We start from the raw sequence: 19,732 nt of genomic DNA on the forward strand, positions 1-19,732 counted from the left end.
CGCAGTTCTTGAGTACAGCCGCAGAACCTGTGGGAGCGCGGCTTGCCCGCGATGAACGATAACGCGGTATCCCTGACCATCAACTGGGCGCAAACCGGTCACGGCTGTTGGTCAGGTGCAACCACATCGCCGCCCGCGCCGCATCCGGGTCCTGGCGCTTGATGGCGTTGAGGATCGCCTCGTGTTCAAGGTTGGCCAACTGACCCAGCTTGCTCAAATCCACCGCGCCGCGCTCGGCGGCATTGACCCGGGTGCGCGGAATCATCGCATTGCCCAGGTGCTGCATGATCTCGGTGAAGCACAGGTTGCCGGTGGCTTCGGCGATCAACAGATGAAAACGCCGGTCGGCTTCGACGCAGCTGTCGTTGTTGGCCAGCAGGCTTTGATAGTCGTCCAGCGCTTCACGCATCTGCAACAGGTGCAGGTCGCTGCGACGGCTTGCCGCCAGCGCGGCCGCCTGGGTTTCCAGGCCCATGCGCAACTCCAGAATGCTGCGCACCCCCAACGCCGTGTCGACATTCAGGCGCAGCCCCTGCTCCGGCGCACGCTCGATCACGAACGTGCCAATGCCATGGCGGGTTTCCACCAGCCCCGAGGCCTGCAACTTCGAGATCGCCTCACGCACCACCGTGCGACTGACCCCGTGCTCTTGAACGATGGTGTTTTCCGACGGCAACTTGTCGCCGGGCAACATCTGCCCGAGCAGGATGCGCTGGGTCAGTTTCTCCACCAGGTCATGGGCCAGGTTATGGCTGCGCTTGCGAGCAGGTACTTCGAGGTCTTCTTGCATGAGGCTGTCCACCAATCAGGGCTACCGAATCGTAGCACCGCGCCTGGCGGGAATCCTGAAAAATCTCGCTCAACTTGTATGACAACACTCAAGATCAAGCCAATTTTGAGGCGAAAACACGCGAGCCAGCACTGACAAAAATATAAAAACACCCCTATAAAGCACCATTTTGTTGGATAAGCATGGTTGCGCGATGAAAAAATCTAGTTGTATGATGTCTATCAACAACGCAGCACTCAGCTTCACCCCGCATAAAAATAACGAGTGGGAGAAAACGCAGTGAATACATCCATCTCCGGGATGCGCGACGACGCCGATTCAGCGCTGAAGTCCGCCATCGCCAAAGTCAAACGTCACGTCTTGCCGCTGTTCGTCATCATGTTCATCGTCAATTACATTGATCGGGTGAACATCGGTTTCGTCCGCGCCCACATGGAACACGACCTGGGCATTGGCGCTGCCGCCTATGGCCTGGGTGCCGGTCTGTTCTTCATCGGTTACGCGCTGTTCGAAGTGCCTTCCAACATCCTTCTGCAAAAAGTCGGCGCGCGCATCTGGCTGACCCGGATCATGCTGACCTGGGGCCTGGTGGCCGCATGCATGGCATTCATCCAGAACGAAACCCACTTCTACATTCTGCGTTTTCTGCTGGGTGTGGCCGAAGCCGGGTTCTTCCCCGGGGTGATCTACTACTTCACCCGCTGGTTGCCTGGCGTGGAGCGCGGCAAGGCGATCGCCATCTTCCTCAGCGGTTCGGCAGTGGCCTCGCTGATCTCCGGTCCGCTGTCCGGCTTGCTCCTGCAAATCGAAGGGCTGGGCATGCACGGTTGGCAGTGGATGTACTTCATCGAGGGTATGTTTTCGGTGGGGTTGTGCGTGTTCGTCTGGTTCTGGCTGGACTCCAAACCCCACGACGCCAAATGGCTGAGCCGCGAAGAGCAGGACGCGCTGGTCAAGGCCATCGACGACGAACAACTGGCCCGAGAAGCCGCCACGCCGATCAAGCCATCACTGGGCAAGTTGCTCAAGGATCGCCAGATCATCCTGTTCTGCCTGATCTACTTCTTTATCCAGCTGACCATCTACGCCGCGACGTTCTGGCTGCCGAGCATCATCAAGAAGATGGGCGACCTGAGCGACGTCCAGGTCGGGCTGTTCAACTCGATTCCGTGGTTGCTGTCGATTGTCGGCATGTACGCCTTCGCAACCTTGTCGGCCAAATGGAAACACCAGCAGGCCTGGGTTGCCGCCGCGCTGCTGATTGCAGCCACCGGGATGTTCATGTCCACCACCGGCGGGCCGGTGTTCGCCTTCGTTGCGATCTGCTTTGCCGCGCTGGGCTTCAAATCGGCCTCGTCACTGTTCTGGCCGATTCCCCAGGCCTACCTGGATGCACGCATTGCCGCTGGCGTCATCGCGTTGATCAACTCGGTGGGCAACCTCGGTGGTTTCGTTGCGCCGACCACTTTCGGTCTGCTGGAAGAACGCACCGGCTCCATTCAGGGCGGGCTCTACGGCCTGGCCGCGACCTCGATCATCGCCGCCATCATCGTCTTCGCCGCCCGCAACACCCCCAAATCCGCGCCTGCCGTCGAATCGGCCAAAGCTGCGCCACGTCACGCCTGAAAGGATAAGAAAATGACCGCACAAGAAATCGCCAAGGCCCCGATCATCACCAGCATGCAGATTGTTCCGGTGGCCGGCCACGATGGCATGCTGCTCAACCTGAGCGGCGCCCACGGCCCGTTTTTCACCCGCAATATCGTGATCCTCAAGGACAACGCCGGCCACACCGGCGTCGGCGAAGTGCCGGGGGGCGAGCGCATTCGCCAGACCCTCGAAGACGCGCGCAGCCTGGTGGTCGGCAGCCCGATTGGCACTTATCAGAAGATTCTCAATCAGGTACGCCAGACCTTCGCCGACCGCGATGCCGGTGGCCGCGGTTTGCAGACCTTCGACCTGCGCATCACCATCCACGCCGTCACCGGCCTGGAAGCCGCCTTGCTCGACTTGCTCGGCCAGCACCTGGACGTGCCGGTGGCCGCCCTGCTCGGCGAAGGTCAGCAGCGCGATGAAGTGAAGATGCTGGGTTATCTGTTTTATGTCGGTGACCGCAACGAAACCGACCTCGCCTACCGCAGCGAACCGGACGCCGACAACGACTGGTTCCGCGTGCGCCATGAGCAAGCCATGACCGCCGACGCGGTGGTGCGCCTGGCCGAGGCAGCCCATGCCCGTTACGGTTTCAAGGATTTCAAACTCAAGGGCGGCGTGCTCAGCGGCGACGCCGAAATCGAAGCGGTCACCGCCCTCGCCGAACGTTTCCCCGATGCGCGCATCACCCTCGACCCCAACGGTGCCTGGTCACTGAAAGAAGCCATCCGCCTGTGCCGCGATCAGCACCGCGTGCTGGCCTATGCCGAAGACCCGTGCGGCGCGGAAAACGGTTACTCGGGACGCGAAGTCATGGCCGAGTTCCGCCGGGCCACAGGCCTGAAAACCGCGACCAACATGATCGCCACCGACTGGCGGGAGATGGGTCACGCGATCCAGTTGCAGTCGGTCGATATCCCCCTGGCCGACCCGCATTTCTGGACCATGCAGGGCTCAGTGCGCGTGGCGCAGATGTGCCACGAATGGGGCCTGACCTGGGGTTCGCATTCCAACAATCATTTCGACATCTCCCTGGCGATGTTCACCCATGTCGCGGCGGCCGCGCCGGGCGAAATCACCGCCATCGACACCCACTGGATCTGGCAGGACGGCCAGCGCCTGACCAAGGCCCCGCTGCAAATCGTCGACGGCTGCGTGCAGGTGCCGCAGAAACCGGGGCTGGGTGTCGAGCTGGACATGGATCAACTGACTAAGGCTCACGAACTGTACAAAGGCATGGGCCTGGGGGCGCGGGATGACAGCGTGGCAATGCAGTTCCTGATTCCTGGCTGGAAGTTCGATAACAAGCGGCCGTGCCTGGTGCGTTGAATCAACGGTTGCGCGTGGCCGCCTGTTGGCGGCCGATTTTAAAAAGCGCTCGGAGCATGGCGCTTAAGCCCCTAAAATGACGCGCTACTGAATCAACGACGGATGAAACCAACATGGACAGGCTGAAAACCATCGCCGCTTGCATGGCGATGCTCGCCGCTGGCCAATGCGTGGCGCAGGATCAAATCGAGACGGTTGTGAACGCCGCAGTACAACCGGTGATGCAGGCCGAGGGTATTCAAGGCATGGCCGTGGCAGTCACCGTCAACGGCCAGGCGCACTACTTCAACTATGGTGTCGCCTCGAAAGAAACCGGCAGCCCCGTCACACAGGACACGCTGTTCGAGATCGGCTCGGTCAGCAAAACCTTCACCGCCACCCTCGCCGCCTACGCCCAGGCCACGGGCAAGCTGTCGCTGTCGGACAAGGCCAGCCAGGTCCTGCCGGCCTTGCGCGGCAGTGCCTTCGACCACATCAGCGTGCTGCAATTGGGTACCTACAGTGCCGGCGGTTTGCCCCTGCAATTTCCTGCCGAGTCCGATTCGGCCGACAAAATGCTCGGCTACTACCAACAATGGAAACCGCTCTACGCCCCCGGCAGTCACCGACTGTATTCGAACCCCAGCCTGGGCCTGTTCGGCTACCTCGCCGCCCACAGCATGGGCCAGCCGTTCGATGAACTGATGGAGAAAACCCTGCTGCCGAAACTGGGCCTCAAGCACACCTACCTGCATGTTCCGCAGGACCGGATGGCGCTCTACGCCCAGGGCTACAACAAGGACGGCAAACCGGTACGGGTCACTCCGGGTGCGCTGGATTCCGAGGCGTATGGCGTAAAAACCAGTGCCGCTGACTTGCTCGCTTACGTCGAGGCCAACATGCACCCGGCGTCTCTGGAAAAGCCGTTGCAGCAAGCCATCGCCCTGACTCACAGCGGCTACTACACCGTCGGCGACATGACCCAGGGCCTCGGTTGGGAGATGTATCGCTACCCGATCACACTGGATCGCTTGCTGGACGGCAACTCCACGCCGATGGCCATGCAGGCGCATGAAGTCCAGTGGCTGAACCCGCCACAAGCGCAGCCGCAGGACGTGCTGATCAACAAGACCGGCTCGACCGGTGGTTTCGGTGCTTACGTGGCGTACGTGCCATCGAAGGACATCGGCATTGTGATTCTGGCTAACAAGAATTATCCGAATGCGGAGCGGGTCAAGATCGCTCATCAGGTTTTGAGTGCCCTTACTCGGTAAGCCTTGTTTGCTTTCCCAGAGAAAAAGACGACATCTAGAAGTTAATACTGATCATCTGATACACGAAACCTGTGGGAGCGAGCTTGCTCGCGATGACGGCCTGACATTCAGCATTTACATCGACTGTTACGGCGCCATCGCGAGCAAGCTCGCTCCCACAGAAAAACGTTCCATCGCCACAAGATTGAGGATCAATCATCCGGCATTTCCGGCGGCTTGGCCGGTTTGCCCGGTTTTGCAGGTTTGGCGCCCTTGGCACCTTTGACCGCCGGCTCGGCTTCCGTAACGGGAGCGGCCACGGTCGCCGTGAATTCTTTCTCGGCTGCCGGCAACTGATCGACCGCGCTGAAAATCTCGTCCAGCTTGATGGCGTCCGATTGATCAAGTTTCTTTTCGCCATCCTTGCCGACCAGGATCACCTTGGTCTTGGCGCCGGCGCCCAGCTTGAGCGAGCGGATCAGCGCCGCCGTGTCCTGGGGCCCGAGGTCCTTGCCGTCGCGCTGGCCCATCAGATTGAGCACGGTGTAGAGCACCATGTTGCGGTCGGTGAAGCCCTTGCGGTTGGCCGGCTCATCCAGCGCCTTTTTCAGGTTGACCCAAGCCGGATCAACAGTACTCGGAGCGATGACGATCAGAGGTCGGGCCCTGCCCTTGTCCATGTCCAGCGGTGAGTCGCCATCGGCGGCGAATAATGGGCCGGCAATCGCCAGCAAGGTAGCCAGGGTCAGTGACCTGATGAGCATGCGCATCTCCTTTTTGATATCCACGCTCTAATGATTGCGCATCGCGGCGATCGTTCCGGTTGACGTCCCGCAAATGTTTTCCGCCTTGCCCCAAGCTTAGGTCAGGGCGGTCATTGCGCAACAGGTCGGGCTAATCATCAGGCGGGAGGACGGCGGGTGTATTTCGATGACCCGGACGGGCATCTGTTGGAAATACTCACCCGCGAATGACGCTGGCGTGGCGGATGGAATCAGAACGCCAGCTTGTAACCGATCAACAACAGCATGGTCGCCAGGCAAGGGCGCAGCAGTTCGTCGGAGATGCGCCCGGTCAGGTGGCTGCCCAGGTAAATCCCCGGCAACGAGCCCACCAGCAAGTAACCCAATACGTGCCAATCCATGTTGCCCATGCTCGCATGGCCAAGGCCCGCGACCAGGGTCAGCGGCACGGCGTGGGCGATTTCGGTGCCGACCAGGCGGCGGGTCGGCAGCATCGGATAGAGAATGAACAGGGCCACGGTGCCCAGTGCACCGGCGCCGATGGACGTCAGCGCGACCATGGTGCCGAGGACCAGGCCAGTGATGACCGTCAGGACATTGAGGCGCGAGCCGCTGGGGTTGTAGTTGCCGCCCGCACGTTTGTGGGCGAAATCCAGCAGACGTTTCTTGAACAGAATCGCCAGCGCCGTGGCGAACAACACAAAGCCGAGAGCCTGCTTGATGATCGCGTTCATTGCATCGGGGCTGGAGTGCAAGCTGCTCAGGAACCACAACGTCAGCGCCACCGCGGGCACGCTGCCAAGGGTCAGCCAGCCGGTAATCGCCCAGTCGATGTTGTTGTTCTTGCGGTGCACCAGCACGCCGCTGGATTTGGTGATGGCAGCGTACAGCAGGTCGGTACCGACCGCGGTCGCCGGGTTGATGCCGAACCACAGCAGGATCGGGGTCATCAATGACCCGCCACCCACGCCAGTCATGCCGACGATAAAACCCACCACCAATCCGGCAACGACCAACCCGATGTTCACTAAATCCATGAATACGTCCACAACGATCGCAGGGAAAATCTGGCCCGCAGCATAGCGATATTTCTTATAACCAGTTATATCGATACGATCTATCTTTATGCCCTGAACTCACTGCACCGGCAGGAAATTCAGGAACAGCAGGCTCTGCGCATAATTCAGGCCGATGCGCCGGTAGCGCTCGTCGAGCATCTGGGTCAGCAGGTCCAGGCGGGCGACGATCTTGCCGAACTCGACGGCAAAGCTCAGGTTGCTGCCCTCCTCCGAGATTTCGTTGGAAAACAGCAAGGGCTGGCCTTCCCTGTTTTGGCGCTGGCTGAGGATCCAGGTGGCGATCTCGATGTTGCGCGCGGCATTGCTGACGAACACCGGATTGATCGTATCGGTCATGTAGAACTCGGTGCGGTTGCCGTGGGCGGTCACCAGCATGCTGCCGATGGCATAGATGAACGCTCCGACCCGATCACCCAGAAATTCCGGACTCATGGCGAAGCGCAGGGCCGCCAGGTCCTTTTTGCCGCCCAGGGTCGGTAACGGCTCCTGCTGTTCGATGGCCATGCGCACTTGCTTGCCGGCCGTGCGGGCATCGAGGAAACCGGACTTTTTCAGCTCGTCGGGGTTGCGCAGGTACAGCTTGCCCATGAGCAGGTAAAGGCTGTCGAGGTTGTCGCGCATGGTCAGGGTGGCCATGCGGTCGACACTGGTTTGCAGGAACTCCCGGGGGTTGCCTTCGCGCATCTGGGTGAAGATGTCGCCGCCCTGCTGCTGGCTGCAACCGGTGACGAAGAACATCGACAGACCTGCCAGCAGCAGGCAGTGACGGCGGAATATTGAGTTGATCGCAGGTAAAACTCGAGCCATGGGGTCTTGGACTTGGGCATGGGCCGACGGTGGGGATCGCCGCAGGCTGCCATGGATAGAGCCGGACATTTGGAAAAAGTGCGGTATCGGCACAAGGCAATCGATCACCGGCAAGGTCCGCCTCAAGGTTCGCAGCCTGCGGGGAACCGATGGACTATTCTGCTGCCCACTGAAATAACCATCGGCATTCATCAGGGAGGTTTGCATGCGCACACTTGAATTGGCTGGCGCCACAGTGCCTGTCATTGGCCAGGGCACCTGGCAGATGGGCGAAGACCGCTCACGACACGCGCAGGAAGTCGCGGCACTGCGCCTGGGCATCGAACTGGGCATGACCCTGATCGACACCGCCGAAATGTACGCCGAAGGCGGCGCCGAGGAAGTGGTCCGCGATGCCATCGCCGGCCAGCGCGACAACGTCTTCGTGGTCAGCAAGGTGTACCCGCACAACGCCAGCCGCCAGGGCATTCCCGAGGCGTGCGAGCGCAGCCTGCGCAGGCTGGGTACCGATCACATCGATCTGTATCTGTTGCATTGGCGCGGCCAGTATCCGCTTGCGGAAACCGTCGACGCCTTCGAGCGTCTGCGCGAAGACGGCAAGATCGGCCGTTGGGGCGTGTCCAATTTCGACCTCGATGATTTGCTGGAACTGGGCACCCCGGCCTGCGCCACCAATCAGGTGCTCTACAATCTGGAGCAGCGCGGCATAGAATTTGACTTGTTACCCTGGAGCCAGCAGCAGCCGCTGCCGGTCATGGCATACTGCCCGATCGGTCAGGGCGGCAAAATGCTCGCCAATGCCACGCTCAAGCAAGTGGCCGCCCGCCATGGCGTCACACCGGCACAGGTGGCGCTGGCCTGGATACTGCGTCAGGACGACGTGATCGCCATCCCCAAAGCGGTCCGCCCCGAGCATGTGCAGCTCAACGCCCAAGCCGCCACGTTGCGGCTTGAACCCGGGGATCTGGAGGCGCTGGACCAGGCGTTTCATGCGCCACAACGCAAACAGCGGCTGGCGATGGTCTGAGCCAACGCAGTCTGTCAGAGAGCTTCGCCATGAGAAGCAGCGACCACCTGGACCCGTTCAATCTGCAACGCTTTCTCCAGGCTCAGGACCCGGTATTCGACCGGGTCCAGACCGAGCTGAACAATGGACACAAGCGCAGTCACTGGATGTGGTTCATTTTTCCGCAGTTTGCCGGGCTCGGCGACAGCGAGATGTCGCGCCGCTTTGCCATCCGCTCGCGCGAAGAGGCCCTGGCCTACCTTGAGCATCCTTTGCTGGGCGCCCGCCTGCGCACCTGTACCCAGGAAGTGCTGAACATCCGGGGGCGCTCGGTGGCCGGGATTTTCGGTCACCCCGACGACCTGAAGTTTCACTCCTCGATGACCCTGTTTGCCCAGGTCGCGGTCGCCGACAGCCCTTTCCAGCAAGCCCTGAACCAATACTTCCACGGCATCCTGGATGACTGGACCTTGTCGCTGATGGACTCAAAACAGGCCCAGTTGCCCCCCAACCAGGGTTGAGAAGTCGTCGTCGACAAACGGCAGGATCGCGTCCGCCACCGGTTGCAGCTGCCGGGTGATGTAGTGGTCGTAATCGATGGGCGCGCTGCGCACTTCCAGCGGTTCGGGTCCGGCGACGGTGATCACGTAGCTGATCCAGCCGCCGTTCTGGTATTGCCGCGGGCGACCCTGGCGGTCGTTGTACTCGTCGGCCAGGCGCGCCGCACGCACATGGGGCGGCACGTTACGCTCATAGTCATCGAGGCTGCGGCGCAGGCGCTTGCGGTAGATCAACCGGTCATCGAACTCGCCGGCCAGGGTCTTGCGCACATAGTCACGCACATAATCCTGATAGGGCTTGCGCAGGAAGATCCGCGAGTACAGCTCCTGCTGGAACTGCCGGGCCAGCAGCGACCAGTCGGTGCGCACGGTTTCCAGGCCTTTGTAGACCATCTCGTCGCTGCCATCGGCGCGGGTCACCAGGCCGGCGTAGCGCTTTTTACTGCCCTCTTCGGCGCCGCGAATGGTCGGCATCAGAAAGCGCTTGTAGTGGGTTTCGAACTGCAGTTCGAGAACGCTCTGCAAGCCGTACTCCTGCTGCACATGCTCGCGCCACCATTGATTGACGTGCGCCACCAGCGCGTGGCCGATCTGCGCCGCCTCCTGCTGGCCGTGGGCGCGACGCAGCCAGACGAAGGTCGAATCGGTGTCGCCGTAAATCACCGCATGGCCCTGGGCTTCGATCAACTGCCGGGTGCGCAGCATGATCTCGTGCCCGCGCAAGGTGATGGACGACGCCAGGCGCGTGTCGAAGAAGCGACAACCGCTGGAGCCGAGCACGCCGTAGAAGGCGTTCATGATGATTTTCAGCGCCTGGGACAGCGGTGCGTTGTGTTCACGCTTGGCGGTTTCCCGTCCTTCGGCCACCCGGGCGACGATTGACGGCAGGCAGTGGCGGGTGCGAGAAAAACGCGCGCCACGAAAGCCCGGCACGGACTCGCTGTCGTCCGGGTGCTTGAGCCCTTCGATCAGCCCCACGGGGTCGATCAGGAAGGTGCGGATGATCGACGGGTAGAGGCTTTTGTAGTCGAGCACCAGCACCGACTCGTACAGCCCCGGTTGCGAATCCATGACAAAACCGCCCGGGCTGGCTTGGGGAGGCTTGCCACCGAGGTTGGGCGCAACAAAACCCTGGCGGTGCATCAGCGGCATGTATAAGTGAGTGAAGGCCGCCACCGAACCGCCCATGCGATCGGCCGGCAAACCGGTGACGCTGGCCCGCTCCAGCAGGAAGGTCAGCAACTCGGTCTTGGCGAAGATCCGCGTGACCAGTTCGCAGTCCTTGAGGTTGTACTTGGCCAGCGCCGGCTTGTCCTCGGCGAACATGCGATTGATTTCGTCCATGCGCTGGTACGGGTTGTCGATGGACTTGCCCTCGCCGAGCAGGGTTTGCGCGACGTTTTCCAGGCTGAACGAGGGGAAGCTCCACGTCGCCGAGCGCAGGGACTCGATACCGTCGATGATCAGGCGGCCAGCGGCAGATGCGAAGTAGTGGTTGCCGTTGCCGTGTTCGCGCCACTGCATTTCCTCGCCGCCACGCCCCAGTTTCAAGGGCACCGCCAAGCGTCGGGCGTGCTCATGCAGCACGCGCAAGTCGAACTGCACGACGTTCCAGCCGATGATTGCGTCGGGGTCGAAGCGGGCGAACCATTCGTTGAGTCTTTTCAGCAACAGCGTGCGCGAATCGCAGTATTCGAGCTGGAAGTCCACCTGGCTATCGTCGCCATTGGGCGGACCGAGCATGTACACCTGACGCTCGCCGCAGCCTTCCAAGGCGATGGAATACAGCTCGCCCCGGGCGGTGGTCTCGATGTCCAGGGACACCAGCTTCAGGCTCGGCCGGTAGTCGGGATCGGGCTTCATCTGTGCGTCGAGCAGCAGGCCCTCGGCATTCGGCGTGCCGCTGAAACGCACCGGCGCGGTGATGAAGCGCTCCATCATGTAACGTTCCGGCGGGCGCACGTCGGCTTCGAACACTTCGACACCGGCCCGGCGCAGCGTGGTTTCCAGGCGCATCAACTGGCCATGTTGCTGGCAGTAGAGGCCGAGGACCGGGCGATGTTCGAAATCCTGCAGGGCCAGGGGCTTGAGCTCGACGTTCTTCTCGTCATGCAAAACGCTTTCGGCCGCCTGACGCTGCTCAGCAGGGATGAACGCCACCGACGGTTGGTGAGGCAGGCGGATGCGCCGGGGACCGCTGTCGGTCGCCAGCCAGAACTCGACTTCCGTACCGGCCGGGGTGTCGCGCCAATGCCGGGTCAGGACGAAGCCCTGCTGTAAATCCACCACTGCAAACCTCGAAACTGATTCAGAGGGTGATTCTACCCGTCATCGGCAGGGATAGCAGACCTATCAGGCAGCCCCTGTGGGAGGGTGCTGGCCGGAAATGTGAGGTTTACCGAAGAAAAACCGCCAAATGACGTTTTTTGCGTGTTATCTGCCGCTTTCGCCCTTGCCCTGAACGCCTGCGTCTACGATTCTTCAAGAACAACGACAACACCCGAGTAACCACCATGAAAACCGTCGCCCAACTGCTCAAGCTCAAAGATCAGAAAAATCAGGAAGTGCACCAGATCAAACCCGATCACATGGTGCTCGAAGCGCTGATGAAGATGGCCGAGAAAAACGTCGGCGCCTTGTTGGTGGTGGAGAACGATGAAGTGCTGGGCATCATCAGCGAACGGGACTATGCACGCAAACTCGTGCTGCACGGCCGCTCTTCGGTGGGCACGCCGGTGCGCGACATCATGGTGTCACCGGTGATCACCGTCGACACCCATCAAACCGTGGACACCTGCCTGGGCATCATGTCCGACAGGCGCCTGCGTCACTTGCCGGTGGTGGAAGGTGGCAAGCTGATCGGCCTGCTGTCGATCGGTGACCTGGTCAAGGAAGCGATTGCCGAACAGGCGGAGCTGATCAAGCAGCTGGAGCAGTACATTCGCGGGGAGTAAGACGACACGCCGAAGATCCCCTGTAGGAGCGAGCTGTGGCGAGGGGGCTTGCCCCCGTTGGGTTGCGAAGCAGCCCCAAAATCTCTGATGCACCAAAGATCTTGTGAGTGCTACGCACTCAAACGGGGCGGTGCGGCGTTACGACAAGCCCCCTCACAACAGGGCTCGCTCCCACATTTGGGTTTCAGTGTGTTCAGGCTGGCCAATGCCGGGCGAACACCGGCGCCAGTGCCGGGTGGCGGTCGATGCGTTCCAGCCAGGCGAAAAACCCGGGCCGCGCAGTGCGCAAATGTTCCCGACTGCCCGCCCATCGCGAGACCACCGCCGTCAGCACATCCAGGGCCCCGGGCCTCTCGCTGCCCAGATACAACTCGCCCGAGAACTGATCGGCGAACACCTCCCAACTCCAGTGCAGGCGTCGGCGGGCTCCCTCCATGAGGTTCTGCCTGGATGATTCATCCGCCTCGGCCAGCCAGCGCTCGGGGTAATCGATGATGCCGATGGCCGCATAGCAATTGCTGACGATGTAAGCCATGGCGCGAATGGCCTGGTCGCGCTCGGCCGGATCCTGCGGCAACAACCCCGACGCGGGAAACGTCAGCGCGAGATGAATCAGGATCGCCGCGCTCTCGGTCAGGACGCTGCCATCGGGCAGCTGCAAGGTCGGAATCTGCTTGAGCGGGTTGAGTTTCTCCAGCGCATGGGCCGCCTCTGCAGACGTATCCACATCGATGAAGCGATAAGCGACATCACAGAGTTCAAGAGCGGCCTCGATGGCCGCGGCCCCGGAGTTCTGATGGCCGTAGAGCTGGTACATGATCGTCTCCTTACACACCTCATCAAGCGTCTCGGCACAGGAACACGCCAGCTATCCAGTGTAGAAGCCGCCACCTGCCACACAGCGACCATCCGACGATCGCACCATCACGCCCACAAGAGGCATGCCGCCGGTCCTATCATTGCCATCGATGTTCACCATCACTTCAATGAAGTTCTCTTAAAAATTCCCCGGCGTAACATCAGCTCCATACCAACCCATAAGCACCCCGGAGCACACCATCATGAAACGCCAAACCCTCCTCAGCATCGCTTTCTCGGTTTTCGCAGTCAACGCTTTCGCCGCTACCTCCGCTCAACCTGTGGTCGCTGAAGGCGGCTCGGATCGTCTGATTGAAAGCCGTGTGGCCGAGGGTGGTTCCGACCGCCTGATCGAAAACCGCGTCGCTGCGGATGGCTCCGACAAGCTGATGCAGAATCGTGTTGCTGAAGGTGGCTCTGACAAACTGCTGCAGAACCGCGTCGCTGAAGGTGGCTCTGACAAACTGCTGCAGAACCGCGTTGCTGAAGGCGGCTCTGACAAACTGCTGCAGAACCGCGTTGCTGAAGGTGGTTCCGACAAACTGCTGCAGAACCGCGTTGCTGAAGGTGGTTCCGACAAACTGCTGCAGAACCGCGTTGCTGAAGGTGGTTCCGACAAACTGCTGCAGAACCGCGTTGCTGAAGGTGGTTCCGACCGTCTGATCGAAAGCCGCGCTGTCTGAATGCAGTGCTTCACAGCAGGACTCGACGAAAACCCGGCCTCACCCGCCGGGTTTTTTTATGCTTTTTTTTTGGGGCTTACACTGGTTTGGAGGTCACTTCATTTTCAGCGTGGACATGGCCCCTTGTAGGAGCCGGCTTGCTGGCGATGGTCGTCAACGATGACGCGGTAAACCGGATAAACGCGGCGCACTTGAGTCCATCGCCGGCAAGCCGGCTCCTACAGTTTGGCGTTCACATCATTTCGACTGGAACACGATCCCTGTAGGAGCTGGCTCACCAGCGATGGTCGTCAACGATAACGCGCATGAACCGGATACACGCGGCGCACTTGCGTCCATCGCCAGCAAGCCGGCTCCTACAGTTTGGCGTTCACATCATTTCGACTGGAACACGGTCCCTGTAGGAGCTGGCTCGCCAGCGATGGTCGTCAACGATAACGCGTATGAACCGGATAAACGCGGCGCACTGGAGTCCATCGCCAGCAAGCCGGCTCCTACAGTTTGGCGTTCACATCATTTCGACTGGAACACGATCCCTTGTAGGAGCTGGCTCGCCAGCGATGGTCGTCAACGATAACGCGCATGATCCGGACAAACGCGGCGCACTGGAGTCCATCGCCAGCAAGCCGGCTCCTACAGTTTCCCGGGATTGCGTGGACAACCTTTTTTTCGCCGTGATTACTTCCCTGCCCGCGCCATGCAGCGCTGGTAACGCTCATCGACCCGTTTGGCGAACCACGCGGTGGTGAGTTTGCGGGTGATCTTCGGGCTTTTCAGCACGATGCCGGGCAACACTTCACGGGGCAATGGCCGGCCTTCGGCCCGTTCGGCCAGCTCGAAAACCCGTCGATAGAGTTTGCTGTCTTCGAACGCCAGGGTATTGCCCTCCTCCAGTTGCTCGCGGATCGTCGGGTTGCGCATGTCCAGTTGCCTGCCAAGGGTACGCACGGCCAGTTCCGTGGTGCCGGGCATGATCGAGCCGTGGCGCACCAGGTCGCCATCCAGCGCCAACGGTATCCCCGAAGCCCGGCTCACCGCGTTCTGAAACGCGGCGTTGCGGCTGGCGTACCAACCCGCGTTGAAGTCCGCAAAGCGGTACAGCGGTTGTGGGTAGCTCGCCGGATAGCCGAGCAGATGCGCGATGCCGAAATACATGCCGCCGCGGCGGGTGAACACCTCATGTCGAATCGAGCCCTGCACCGGGTACGGGTAGCCCTTGGCCTGCTGCTCGGCAAAATCGATGCTGACCTGCATCGGCCCGCCGGTATGCACCGGGTTGAAGCCGCCGAACAGGGTCTTGCCCATCGGGGCCATGCCAATGAAATCGTCGAAAATGGCGCTCAGCTCCTTTTCGCTGCGCGCGGCATTCAGGCGGTCGCTGTAGCTTTTGCCGTTGGGCGAATCGAGCTTCAGCGCACCGCTCACCAGCAGGCCGGGGATGTGTGCGCTGGCGGCGCGACGGTCAATTTCGTCGCGGGCGATCTTGCCCAGGCCGGGGACGCTCGGATCGACCTGAAAGGTCGACTCCTGCTCGGTCACGGCCAGCACCGAACACAGGTTTTGCGTGGTCGGCGAGAGGTCCTGCGCGGTAAACGCCACCTGGATATCCCTGGCCCAACCCTGGGGATCGGCGGCTTTCGCCGGCAGCAAACGCACAATCTCGGCCTGCACCTGGGCCGGACTGCGCGTTGCCTGTTCCTGCGTCCGCTGGCTGCCGCAACCGGCCAGTAGCAACAAAGCGGCGATGCTTGAGATCAATCGATTGGCTTGCATGTCGTTCCATCTGGTCCATTGGTCCGGCGTAACCATACGAGCAATGGCATGGCACAGGCTACGGCCGTGACCACCACTTGCCTTTATAGGCCGCTAAAACGGCCCTGAATCACCGACATCCGACCTCTGCGCTTGCAGAAAATGCCTGCGTACCTTGCACAAAAACGCATTGCACAACGTTAAAGAGAACAACTACCATTTGCACCTGGAGTCGTATTTGCGCAAGGAGTTCCCGCGCAGCCCCTTTTTCCAATCGGCCGCGCGCCGCCCAGGAACGAACCATGACCACTCCAGCCCGACTCCGCGTGCCTTTTCGTCCTACGCTAGCCGCCCTGTTTTGCTCCTTGTCCCTGACGGCCCATGCCGCCACGGACGAAACAACACAGAACCAGGGAAAACCGCTGGTGCTCGGCGACGTCAATGTCAACGCCCAGGCCCCGACTCCCTCCGACCTGCCCCCGGTGTACGCCGGCGGTCAGGTCGCACGCGGCGCTCAACTGGGAATCCTGGGCAACCAGGACATCATGGACGTTCCGTTCACCATGACCTCCTATACCGAAGAGTTGATCCGCGACCAGCAAGCCGAAACCGTCGGCGACGTGCTGCTCAACGATTCGTCGGTGCGTCAGGCTTCCGGTTTTTCCAACCAGGCGCAGACCTTCATGATTCGCGGCCTGCCGCTCAACGGCGATGATATTTCCTTCAACGGCCTGTACGGCATCCTGCCGCGGCAGATCATTTCCACCGATGCCCTGGAGCGCGTGGAAGTCTTCAAGGGGCCGAACGCCTTCATCAACGGAGTCACCCCGACCGGCTCCGGCATCGGTGGCGGCGTCAACGTGCAACCCAAGCGCGCCGGTGACGTGCCACTGCGACGCTTCACCACCGACATCAGCGACGACGGGCGCATCGGCGAACACCTGGACATCGGTCAGCGCTTTGGCGAGGACAACCGCTTCGGCGCCCGCCTCAACCTGTCCCAACGCGAAGGCGACACCGCCATCGACGACGAGAACCAGCGCTCGAAACTGTTCGCCCTCGGCCTCGACTACCGCGGCGATGCGCTACGCCTGTCCGGTGATTTCATCTATTCGAAGGAACGCGTCAACGGCGGGCGCAGTTCGGTCAACCTTGGCGACGCCACGCACATCCCCGATGCCCCCTCTGCCGACACCAACTACGCGCAGAAGTGGGGTTTCAGCGAGATCGAAGACACCTTCGGCATGCTGCGCGCCGAGTACGACCTGAACGACAGCTGGACCGCCTACGCCGCTGCCGGCGCCAAGCACAGCCGCGAAGTCGGCAACTACGACTCCACCACGCTGGTGGGCAACGACGGCAGCTCGGTGACCAGCGGTTCGTTCATTCCCCACGATGAAGACAACACCAGCGCCATGGCCGGCCTCAACGGCCGCTTCGCCACGGGCCCTGTGACCCATAAACTCAACTTCGGCCTGGCCGGGATCTGGACCCAACAGCGCAACGCCTTCGATTTCGACCTGACCCAATACCCGAACAACATCTACCACCCGATCGACGTTCCGGCACCAAAGGGCGGCTTCTCCGGTGGCGACCTGGGCGATCCGGGCATCACCGGCAAAACCTTCATGCGCAGCGTCGCCGTGTCCGACACCCTGGGCTTCATCGATGATCGCCTGCTGGTCACCCTGGGCGTGCGCCGTCAGCAACTGGTCGTGCAAGGCTACGACTACAACACGCAGAACCGCACCTCCAACTACGACAAGTCGATCACTACGCCGGTGTACGGCATCGTGTTCAAGCCGTGGGATCACGTGTCGTTCTACGCCAACCGGATCGAGGGCCTGGCGCAAGGGCCGACGGCTCCGACGACCTCCGGCTCACGGGTCGTGGTCAACGGCAATGAAGTCTTTGCCCCGTCGCGTTCCAAACAGGTTGAAGCGGGTGTCAAAGTCGACATGGGCACCTACGGTGCGACCCTGGGCGTGTATCGCATCGAACAACCGGCTGACGGCTACACCCAGGTCATCGACGACACCACCGCCGTGTTCATTCATGACGGTGAGCAGGTCAACAAGGGGGTGGAACTCAATGTGTTCGGCGAACCCATCGACGGCCTGCGCTTGCTCAGCGGCCTGACCGTGATGGACACCGAGCTGAAGAAAACCCAGGGCGGCCTCAACGACGGCAATCAGGCCATCGGTGTGCCGAGCTTCCAGTTCAATGCCAGCGTGGACTGGGACGTACCGGGCCTGCCCGGCGTAGCCCTGAACGGACGCATGTTGCGCACCGGCGGCCAATACGCCGACGCGGCGAACAACCTCAGCCTGCCGACCTGGAACCGCTTCGATGCCGGCGCGCGTTACGCCTTCAAGGTCCAGGAAAAAGACGTGACCCTGCGTTTTAACGTGGAAAACGTCGCCAACAAGAGCTACTGGGAATCGGCCCAGGGTGGTTACCTGACCCAGGGCGAACCGCGCACGGCGAAGTTGTCGGGGACCATCGACTTCTAATTGAGGTCCCTCTGCCCTGTACCTGTGCCTCTGTACCTGTAGGAGCGAGCTTGCTCGCGATGGACGTCAACGATAACGCGTACTTTTAGGATTAACGCGGCGCCCATTAGTCCATCGCGAGCAAGCTCGCTCCTACAGGGCCGAGTCGTCCATAGTCCATACTTGTCCTACCCAGCGAGGAGGACAGGCTCATGCACAGAAGCGACGTGTTGATCATCGGCGCCGGCCCGACCGGGCTGGTCCTGGCGTTGTGGCTCTGCAAACTGGGGGTTCGCGTGCGGATTGTCGACAAGGCCTCGGCGCCCGGCACCACGTCCCGGGCGCTGGCCGTCCAGGCGCGGACACTGGAACTGTATCGCCAGCTCGACCTTGCCGACGCGGTTGTGCAAAACGGCCACCGGGTGGCGGCCGCCAACTTCTGGGTCAAGGGTGAACCCGTGGCGCACTTGCCACTGACCCAGGTTGGCGAGGGGCTGACGCCTTACTCGTTCCTCGAGATTTTCCCGCAGGACGAACACGAACGGCTGCTGATCGAGCGCCTGCAAGCCTTCGGCATCTCGGTGGAACGCAACACCGATCTGGCAAGCTTCGAGCAAACCGCAGACGGCATCACGGCCACGCTGCATCTGCCCGACGGCCAGCAGGAAATCTGCCAGGCCTGTTACCTGGCCGGGTGCGACGGCGCCCGCTCGATCGTGCGCAAGGCCCTGGACACTGGATTTCCCGGTGGCACCTACCAGCAGATTTTCTACGTCGCCGACGTGCAGGGCAGCGGCCCGGCGTTCAACGGCGAACTGCATGTCGATCTCGACGAGGCGGACTTCCTCGCAGTGTTCCCGCTGGCAGGCAGCGGTCGCGCGCGCTTGATCGGCACCGTGCGCGACGAGCGTGCCGAACACGCCGAGACCCTTTGCTTCGAGGACGTCAGCAGCCGGGCCATCGAGCATATGAAGGTGAAGATCGAGCAACTGAACTGGTTCTCGACTTACCGCGTGCATCACCGGGTGGCGGATCACTTTCGCCACGGCCGGGCGTTTTTGCTCGGTGATGCCGCACACGTGCACAGCCCGGCGGGCGGCCAGGGCATGAACACCGGGATTGGCGACGCCATCAACCTGGCCTGGAAACTCGCGGCCGTGTTGAGCGGCGGCGCCGAGGCCGGATTGCTCGACAGCTATGAAACCGAGCGCATCGCCTTCGCCCGCAAACTGGTGGCCACCACCGACCGGGTCTTCACCTTCGTCACCGCCGACGGGCCGATTGCCGATTTGTTGCGTACACGCCTGGCCCCGTTCCTGATACCGAAAATGACCTCGTTCGAAACCTCCCGCCAGTTCCTGTTCCGCACGGTGTCGCAGATCACCCTGAACTATCGGGGCATGCCATTGAGCACAGGCGTGGCCGGGCACGTGCATGGCGGTGATCGCCTGCCCTGGGCCCATGACGGCGAGGGGGATAATTTTGAATCGCTCAAATGCCTGACCTGGCAGGTGCATGTCTACGGCGACACCAGCGACGAGATGATCGCCTGGTGCCACGAGCACCATCTGCCGCTGCATGTGTTCGCCTGGCGACCGGCGTTCGAAGCGGCGGGCCTGGGGCGCAACGGCTTTTATCTGTTGCGCCCCGATACCTATGTAGCGATTGCCGAGACCTGCTCGGACCCGAAAGTGATCGAACGGTATTTGCGCGATCACGGGATCCGGCCGTTTTTTGGCGCGCCCTGAAAACACCACGCCCTTGTAGGAGCTGGCTTGCCAGCTCCTACAAGGA

16 protein-coding genes and 1 pseudogene are annotated in these 19,732 nt (G+C 61.5%); 10 read left to right on the top strand and 7 right to left on the bottom strand.

The features are described from left to right. Nucleotides 1-79: 79 nt before the first annotated feature. Entirely contained in the window at nt 80-790 is a 711-nt protein-coding gene (locus AB4O16_RS07015) for a FadR/GntR family transcriptional regulator (RefSeq protein WP_150715864.1), read from the bottom strand. A gap of 279 nt (nt 791-1,069) precedes the next feature. Between AB4O16_RS07015 and AB4O16_RS07020 the strand changes: the two genes are divergently transcribed. The 3 genes from AB4O16_RS07020 to ampC all read left to right on the top strand — a co-directional run bounded on the left by AB4O16_RS07020 (nt 1,070) and on the right by ampC (nt 5,025). Then, on the top strand, nt 1,070-2,416 hold the full coding sequence (locus AB4O16_RS07020) for an MFS transporter (protein ID WP_460157366.1): 1,347 nt from the start codon (nt 1,070-1,072) through the stop codon (nt 2,414-2,416). A 12-nt stretch (nt 2,417-2,428) separates the two neighbouring features. Next, a complete protein-coding gene (gudD, locus tag AB4O16_RS07025) occupies nt 2,429-3,772 on the top strand; it encodes a glucarate dehydratase (RefSeq protein ID WP_460157367.1) in 1,344 nt (447 codons plus the stop codon). Nucleotides 3,773-3,915: 143 nt separating this feature from the next. Continuing rightward, nucleotides 3,916-5,025, top strand: coding sequence for a class C beta-lactamase (gene ampC, locus AB4O16_RS07030; RefSeq protein WP_460158039.1), 1,110 nt, complete (start codon nt 3,916-3,918; stop codon nt 5,023-5,025). A gap of 191 nt (nt 5,026-5,216) precedes the next feature. Here the strand turns inward: ampC and AB4O16_RS07035 are convergent, their stop codons facing one another. Continuing rightward, on the bottom strand, nt 5,217-5,768 hold the full coding sequence (locus AB4O16_RS07035) for a DUF4174 domain-containing protein (protein ID WP_460157368.1): 552 nt from the start codon (nt 5,766-5,768) through the stop codon (nt 5,217-5,219). Nucleotides 5,769-5,900: 132 nt separating this feature from the next. Between AB4O16_RS07035 and AB4O16_RS07040 the strand changes: the two are divergent. Then, nucleotides 5,901-5,978, top strand: a pseudogene (locus tag AB4O16_RS07040) (VOC family protein); the annotation flags it as partial. A 20-nt stretch (nt 5,979-5,998) separates the two neighbouring features. Here the strand turns inward: AB4O16_RS07040 and AB4O16_RS07045 are convergent. Together AB4O16_RS07045 and AB4O16_RS07050 are read right to left on the bottom strand one after the other, a co-directional pair. Continuing rightward, nucleotides 5,999-6,784, bottom strand: coding sequence for a sulfite exporter TauE/SafE family protein (locus tag AB4O16_RS07045; protein WP_110659362.1), 786 nt, complete (start codon nt 6,782-6,784; stop codon nt 5,999-6,001). Nucleotides 6,785-6,883: 99 nt separating this feature from the next. Beyond that, the gene (locus tag AB4O16_RS07050) at nt 6,884-7,633 is read right to left on the bottom strand and encodes a hypothetical protein (RefSeq protein WP_460157369.1); all 750 of its coding nucleotides are present in this window, start codon (nt 7,631-7,633) and stop codon (nt 6,884-6,886) included. Nucleotides 7,634-7,838: 205 nt separating this feature from the next. Here AB4O16_RS07050 and AB4O16_RS07055 point away from each other — a divergent pair, with 205 nt between their 5' ends. Both AB4O16_RS07055 and AB4O16_RS07060 read left to right on the top strand, forming a co-directional pair. Next, nucleotides 7,839-8,660 carry an aldo/keto reductase gene (locus AB4O16_RS07055; RefSeq protein ID WP_460157370.1) on the top strand — a complete coding sequence of 274 codons (822 nt, stop codon included), beginning with the start codon at nt 7,839-7,841 and terminating at the stop codon, nt 8,658-8,660. Nucleotides 8,661-8,689: 29 nt separating this feature from the next. Continuing rightward, a complete protein-coding gene (locus AB4O16_RS07060; protein ID WP_460157371.1) occupies nt 8,690-9,160 on the top strand; it encodes a DUF1810 domain-containing protein in 471 nt (156 codons plus the stop codon). Here AB4O16_RS07060 and AB4O16_RS07065 read toward each other — a convergent pair. Then, the gene (locus tag AB4O16_RS07065) at nt 9,125-11,485 is read right to left on the bottom strand and encodes a DNA polymerase II (RefSeq protein ID WP_460157372.1); all 2,361 of its coding nucleotides are present in this window, start codon (nt 11,483-11,485) and stop codon (nt 9,125-9,127) included. The two genes, AB4O16_RS07060 and AB4O16_RS07065, sit on opposite strands and share 36 nt — an antisense overlap. A 227-nt stretch (nt 11,486-11,712) precedes the next feature. On the opposite strand from AB4O16_RS07065, the gene AB4O16_RS07070 reads away from it, so the two are divergent. Continuing rightward, nucleotides 11,713-12,153 carry a CBS domain-containing protein gene (locus AB4O16_RS07070; protein WP_046042792.1) on the top strand — a complete coding sequence of 147 codons (441 nt, stop codon included), beginning with the start codon at nt 11,713-11,715 and terminating at the stop codon, nt 12,151-12,153. A gap of 193 nt (nt 12,154-12,346) precedes the next feature. Here the strand turns inward: AB4O16_RS07070 and AB4O16_RS07075 are convergent, their stop codons facing one another. Continuing rightward, nucleotides 12,347-12,970 carry a glutathione S-transferase family protein gene (locus AB4O16_RS07075; RefSeq protein WP_460157373.1) on the bottom strand — a complete coding sequence of 208 codons (624 nt, stop codon included), beginning with the start codon at nt 12,968-12,970 and terminating at the stop codon, nt 12,347-12,349. Nucleotides 12,971-13,214: 244 nt separating this feature from the next. Between AB4O16_RS07075 and AB4O16_RS07080 the strand changes: the two genes are divergently transcribed. After that, a complete protein-coding gene (locus AB4O16_RS07080; protein ID WP_460157374.1) occupies nt 13,215-13,694 on the top strand; it encodes a phage infection protein in 480 nt (159 codons plus the stop codon). A gap of 678 nt (nt 13,695-14,372) precedes the next feature. Here the strand turns inward: AB4O16_RS07080 and AB4O16_RS07085 are convergent. Continuing rightward, the gene (locus AB4O16_RS07085; protein ID WP_460157375.1) at nt 14,373-15,467 is read right to left on the bottom strand and encodes a DUF1615 domain-containing protein; all 1,095 of its coding nucleotides are present in this window, start codon (nt 15,465-15,467) and stop codon (nt 14,373-14,375) included. A 281-nt stretch (nt 15,468-15,748) separates the two neighbouring features. Between AB4O16_RS07085 and AB4O16_RS07090 the strand changes: the two genes are divergently transcribed. Beyond that, a complete protein-coding gene (locus tag AB4O16_RS07090) occupies nt 15,749-17,959 on the top strand; it encodes a TonB-dependent receptor (RefSeq protein ID WP_460157376.1) in 2,211 nt (736 codons plus the stop codon). A gap of 191 nt (nt 17,960-18,150) precedes the next feature. Next, nucleotides 18,151-19,686 (top strand): FAD-dependent oxidoreductase, encoded by a 1,536-nt coding sequence (locus tag AB4O16_RS07095; RefSeq protein WP_460157377.1) that lies wholly within the window; start codon nt 18,151-18,153, stop codon nt 19,684-19,686. The last annotated feature ends 46 nt before the right edge of the window (nt 19,687-19,732 follow it).

It is taken from the genome of Pseudomonas sp. S2_H10, from assembly GCF_054668285.1.

What these genes read in the sequence shown, in the direction of transcription:
- AB4O16_RS07015 (WP_150715864.1), bottom strand. Translation starts at nt 790, where the DNA reads ATGCAAGAAGACCTCGAAGTACCTGCTCGCAAGCGCAGCCATAACCTG.
- gudD (WP_460157367.1), top strand. Translation starts at nt 2,429, where the DNA reads ATGACCGCACAAGAAATCGCCAAGGCCCCGATCATCACCAGCATGCAG.
- ampC (WP_460158039.1), top strand. Translation starts at nt 3,916, where the DNA reads ATGGCGATGCTCGCCGCTGGCCAATGCGTGGCGCAGGATCAAATCGAG.
- AB4O16_RS07035 (WP_460157368.1), bottom strand. Translation starts at nt 5,768, where the DNA reads ATGCTCATCAGGTCACTGACCCTGGCTACCTTGCTGGCGATTGCCGGC.
- AB4O16_RS07045 (WP_110659362.1), bottom strand. Translation starts at nt 6,784, where the DNA reads ATGGATTTAGTGAACATCGGGTTGGTCGTTGCCGGATTGGTGGTGGGT.
- AB4O16_RS07050 (WP_460157369.1), bottom strand. Translation starts at nt 7,633, where the DNA reads ATGGCTCGAGTTTTACCTGCGATCAACTCAATATTCCGCCGTCACTGC.
- AB4O16_RS07055 (WP_460157370.1), top strand. Translation starts at nt 7,839, where the DNA reads ATGCGCACACTTGAATTGGCTGGCGCCACAGTGCCTGTCATTGGCCAG.
- AB4O16_RS07060 (WP_460157371.1), top strand. Translation starts at nt 8,690, where the DNA reads ATGAGAAGCAGCGACCACCTGGACCCGTTCAATCTGCAACGCTTTCTC.
- AB4O16_RS07070 (WP_046042792.1), top strand. Translation starts at nt 11,713, where the DNA reads ATGAAAACCGTCGCCCAACTGCTCAAGCTCAAAGATCAGAAAAATCAG.
- AB4O16_RS07075 (WP_460157373.1), bottom strand. Translation starts at nt 12,970, where the DNA reads ATGTACCAGCTCTACGGCCATCAGAACTCCGGGGCCGCGGCCATCGAG.
- AB4O16_RS07080 (WP_460157374.1), top strand. Translation starts at nt 13,215, where the DNA reads ATGAAACGCCAAACCCTCCTCAGCATCGCTTTCTCGGTTTTCGCAGTC.
- AB4O16_RS07085 (WP_460157375.1), bottom strand. Translation starts at nt 15,467, where the DNA reads ATGCAAGCCAATCGATTGATCTCAAGCATCGCCGCTTTGTTGCTACTG.
- AB4O16_RS07090 (WP_460157376.1), top strand. Translation starts at nt 15,749, where the DNA reads ATGACCACTCCAGCCCGACTCCGCGTGCCTTTTCGTCCTACGCTAGCC.
- AB4O16_RS07095 (WP_460157377.1), top strand. Translation starts at nt 18,151, where the DNA reads ATGCACAGAAGCGACGTGTTGATCATCGGCGCCGGCCCGACCGGGCTG.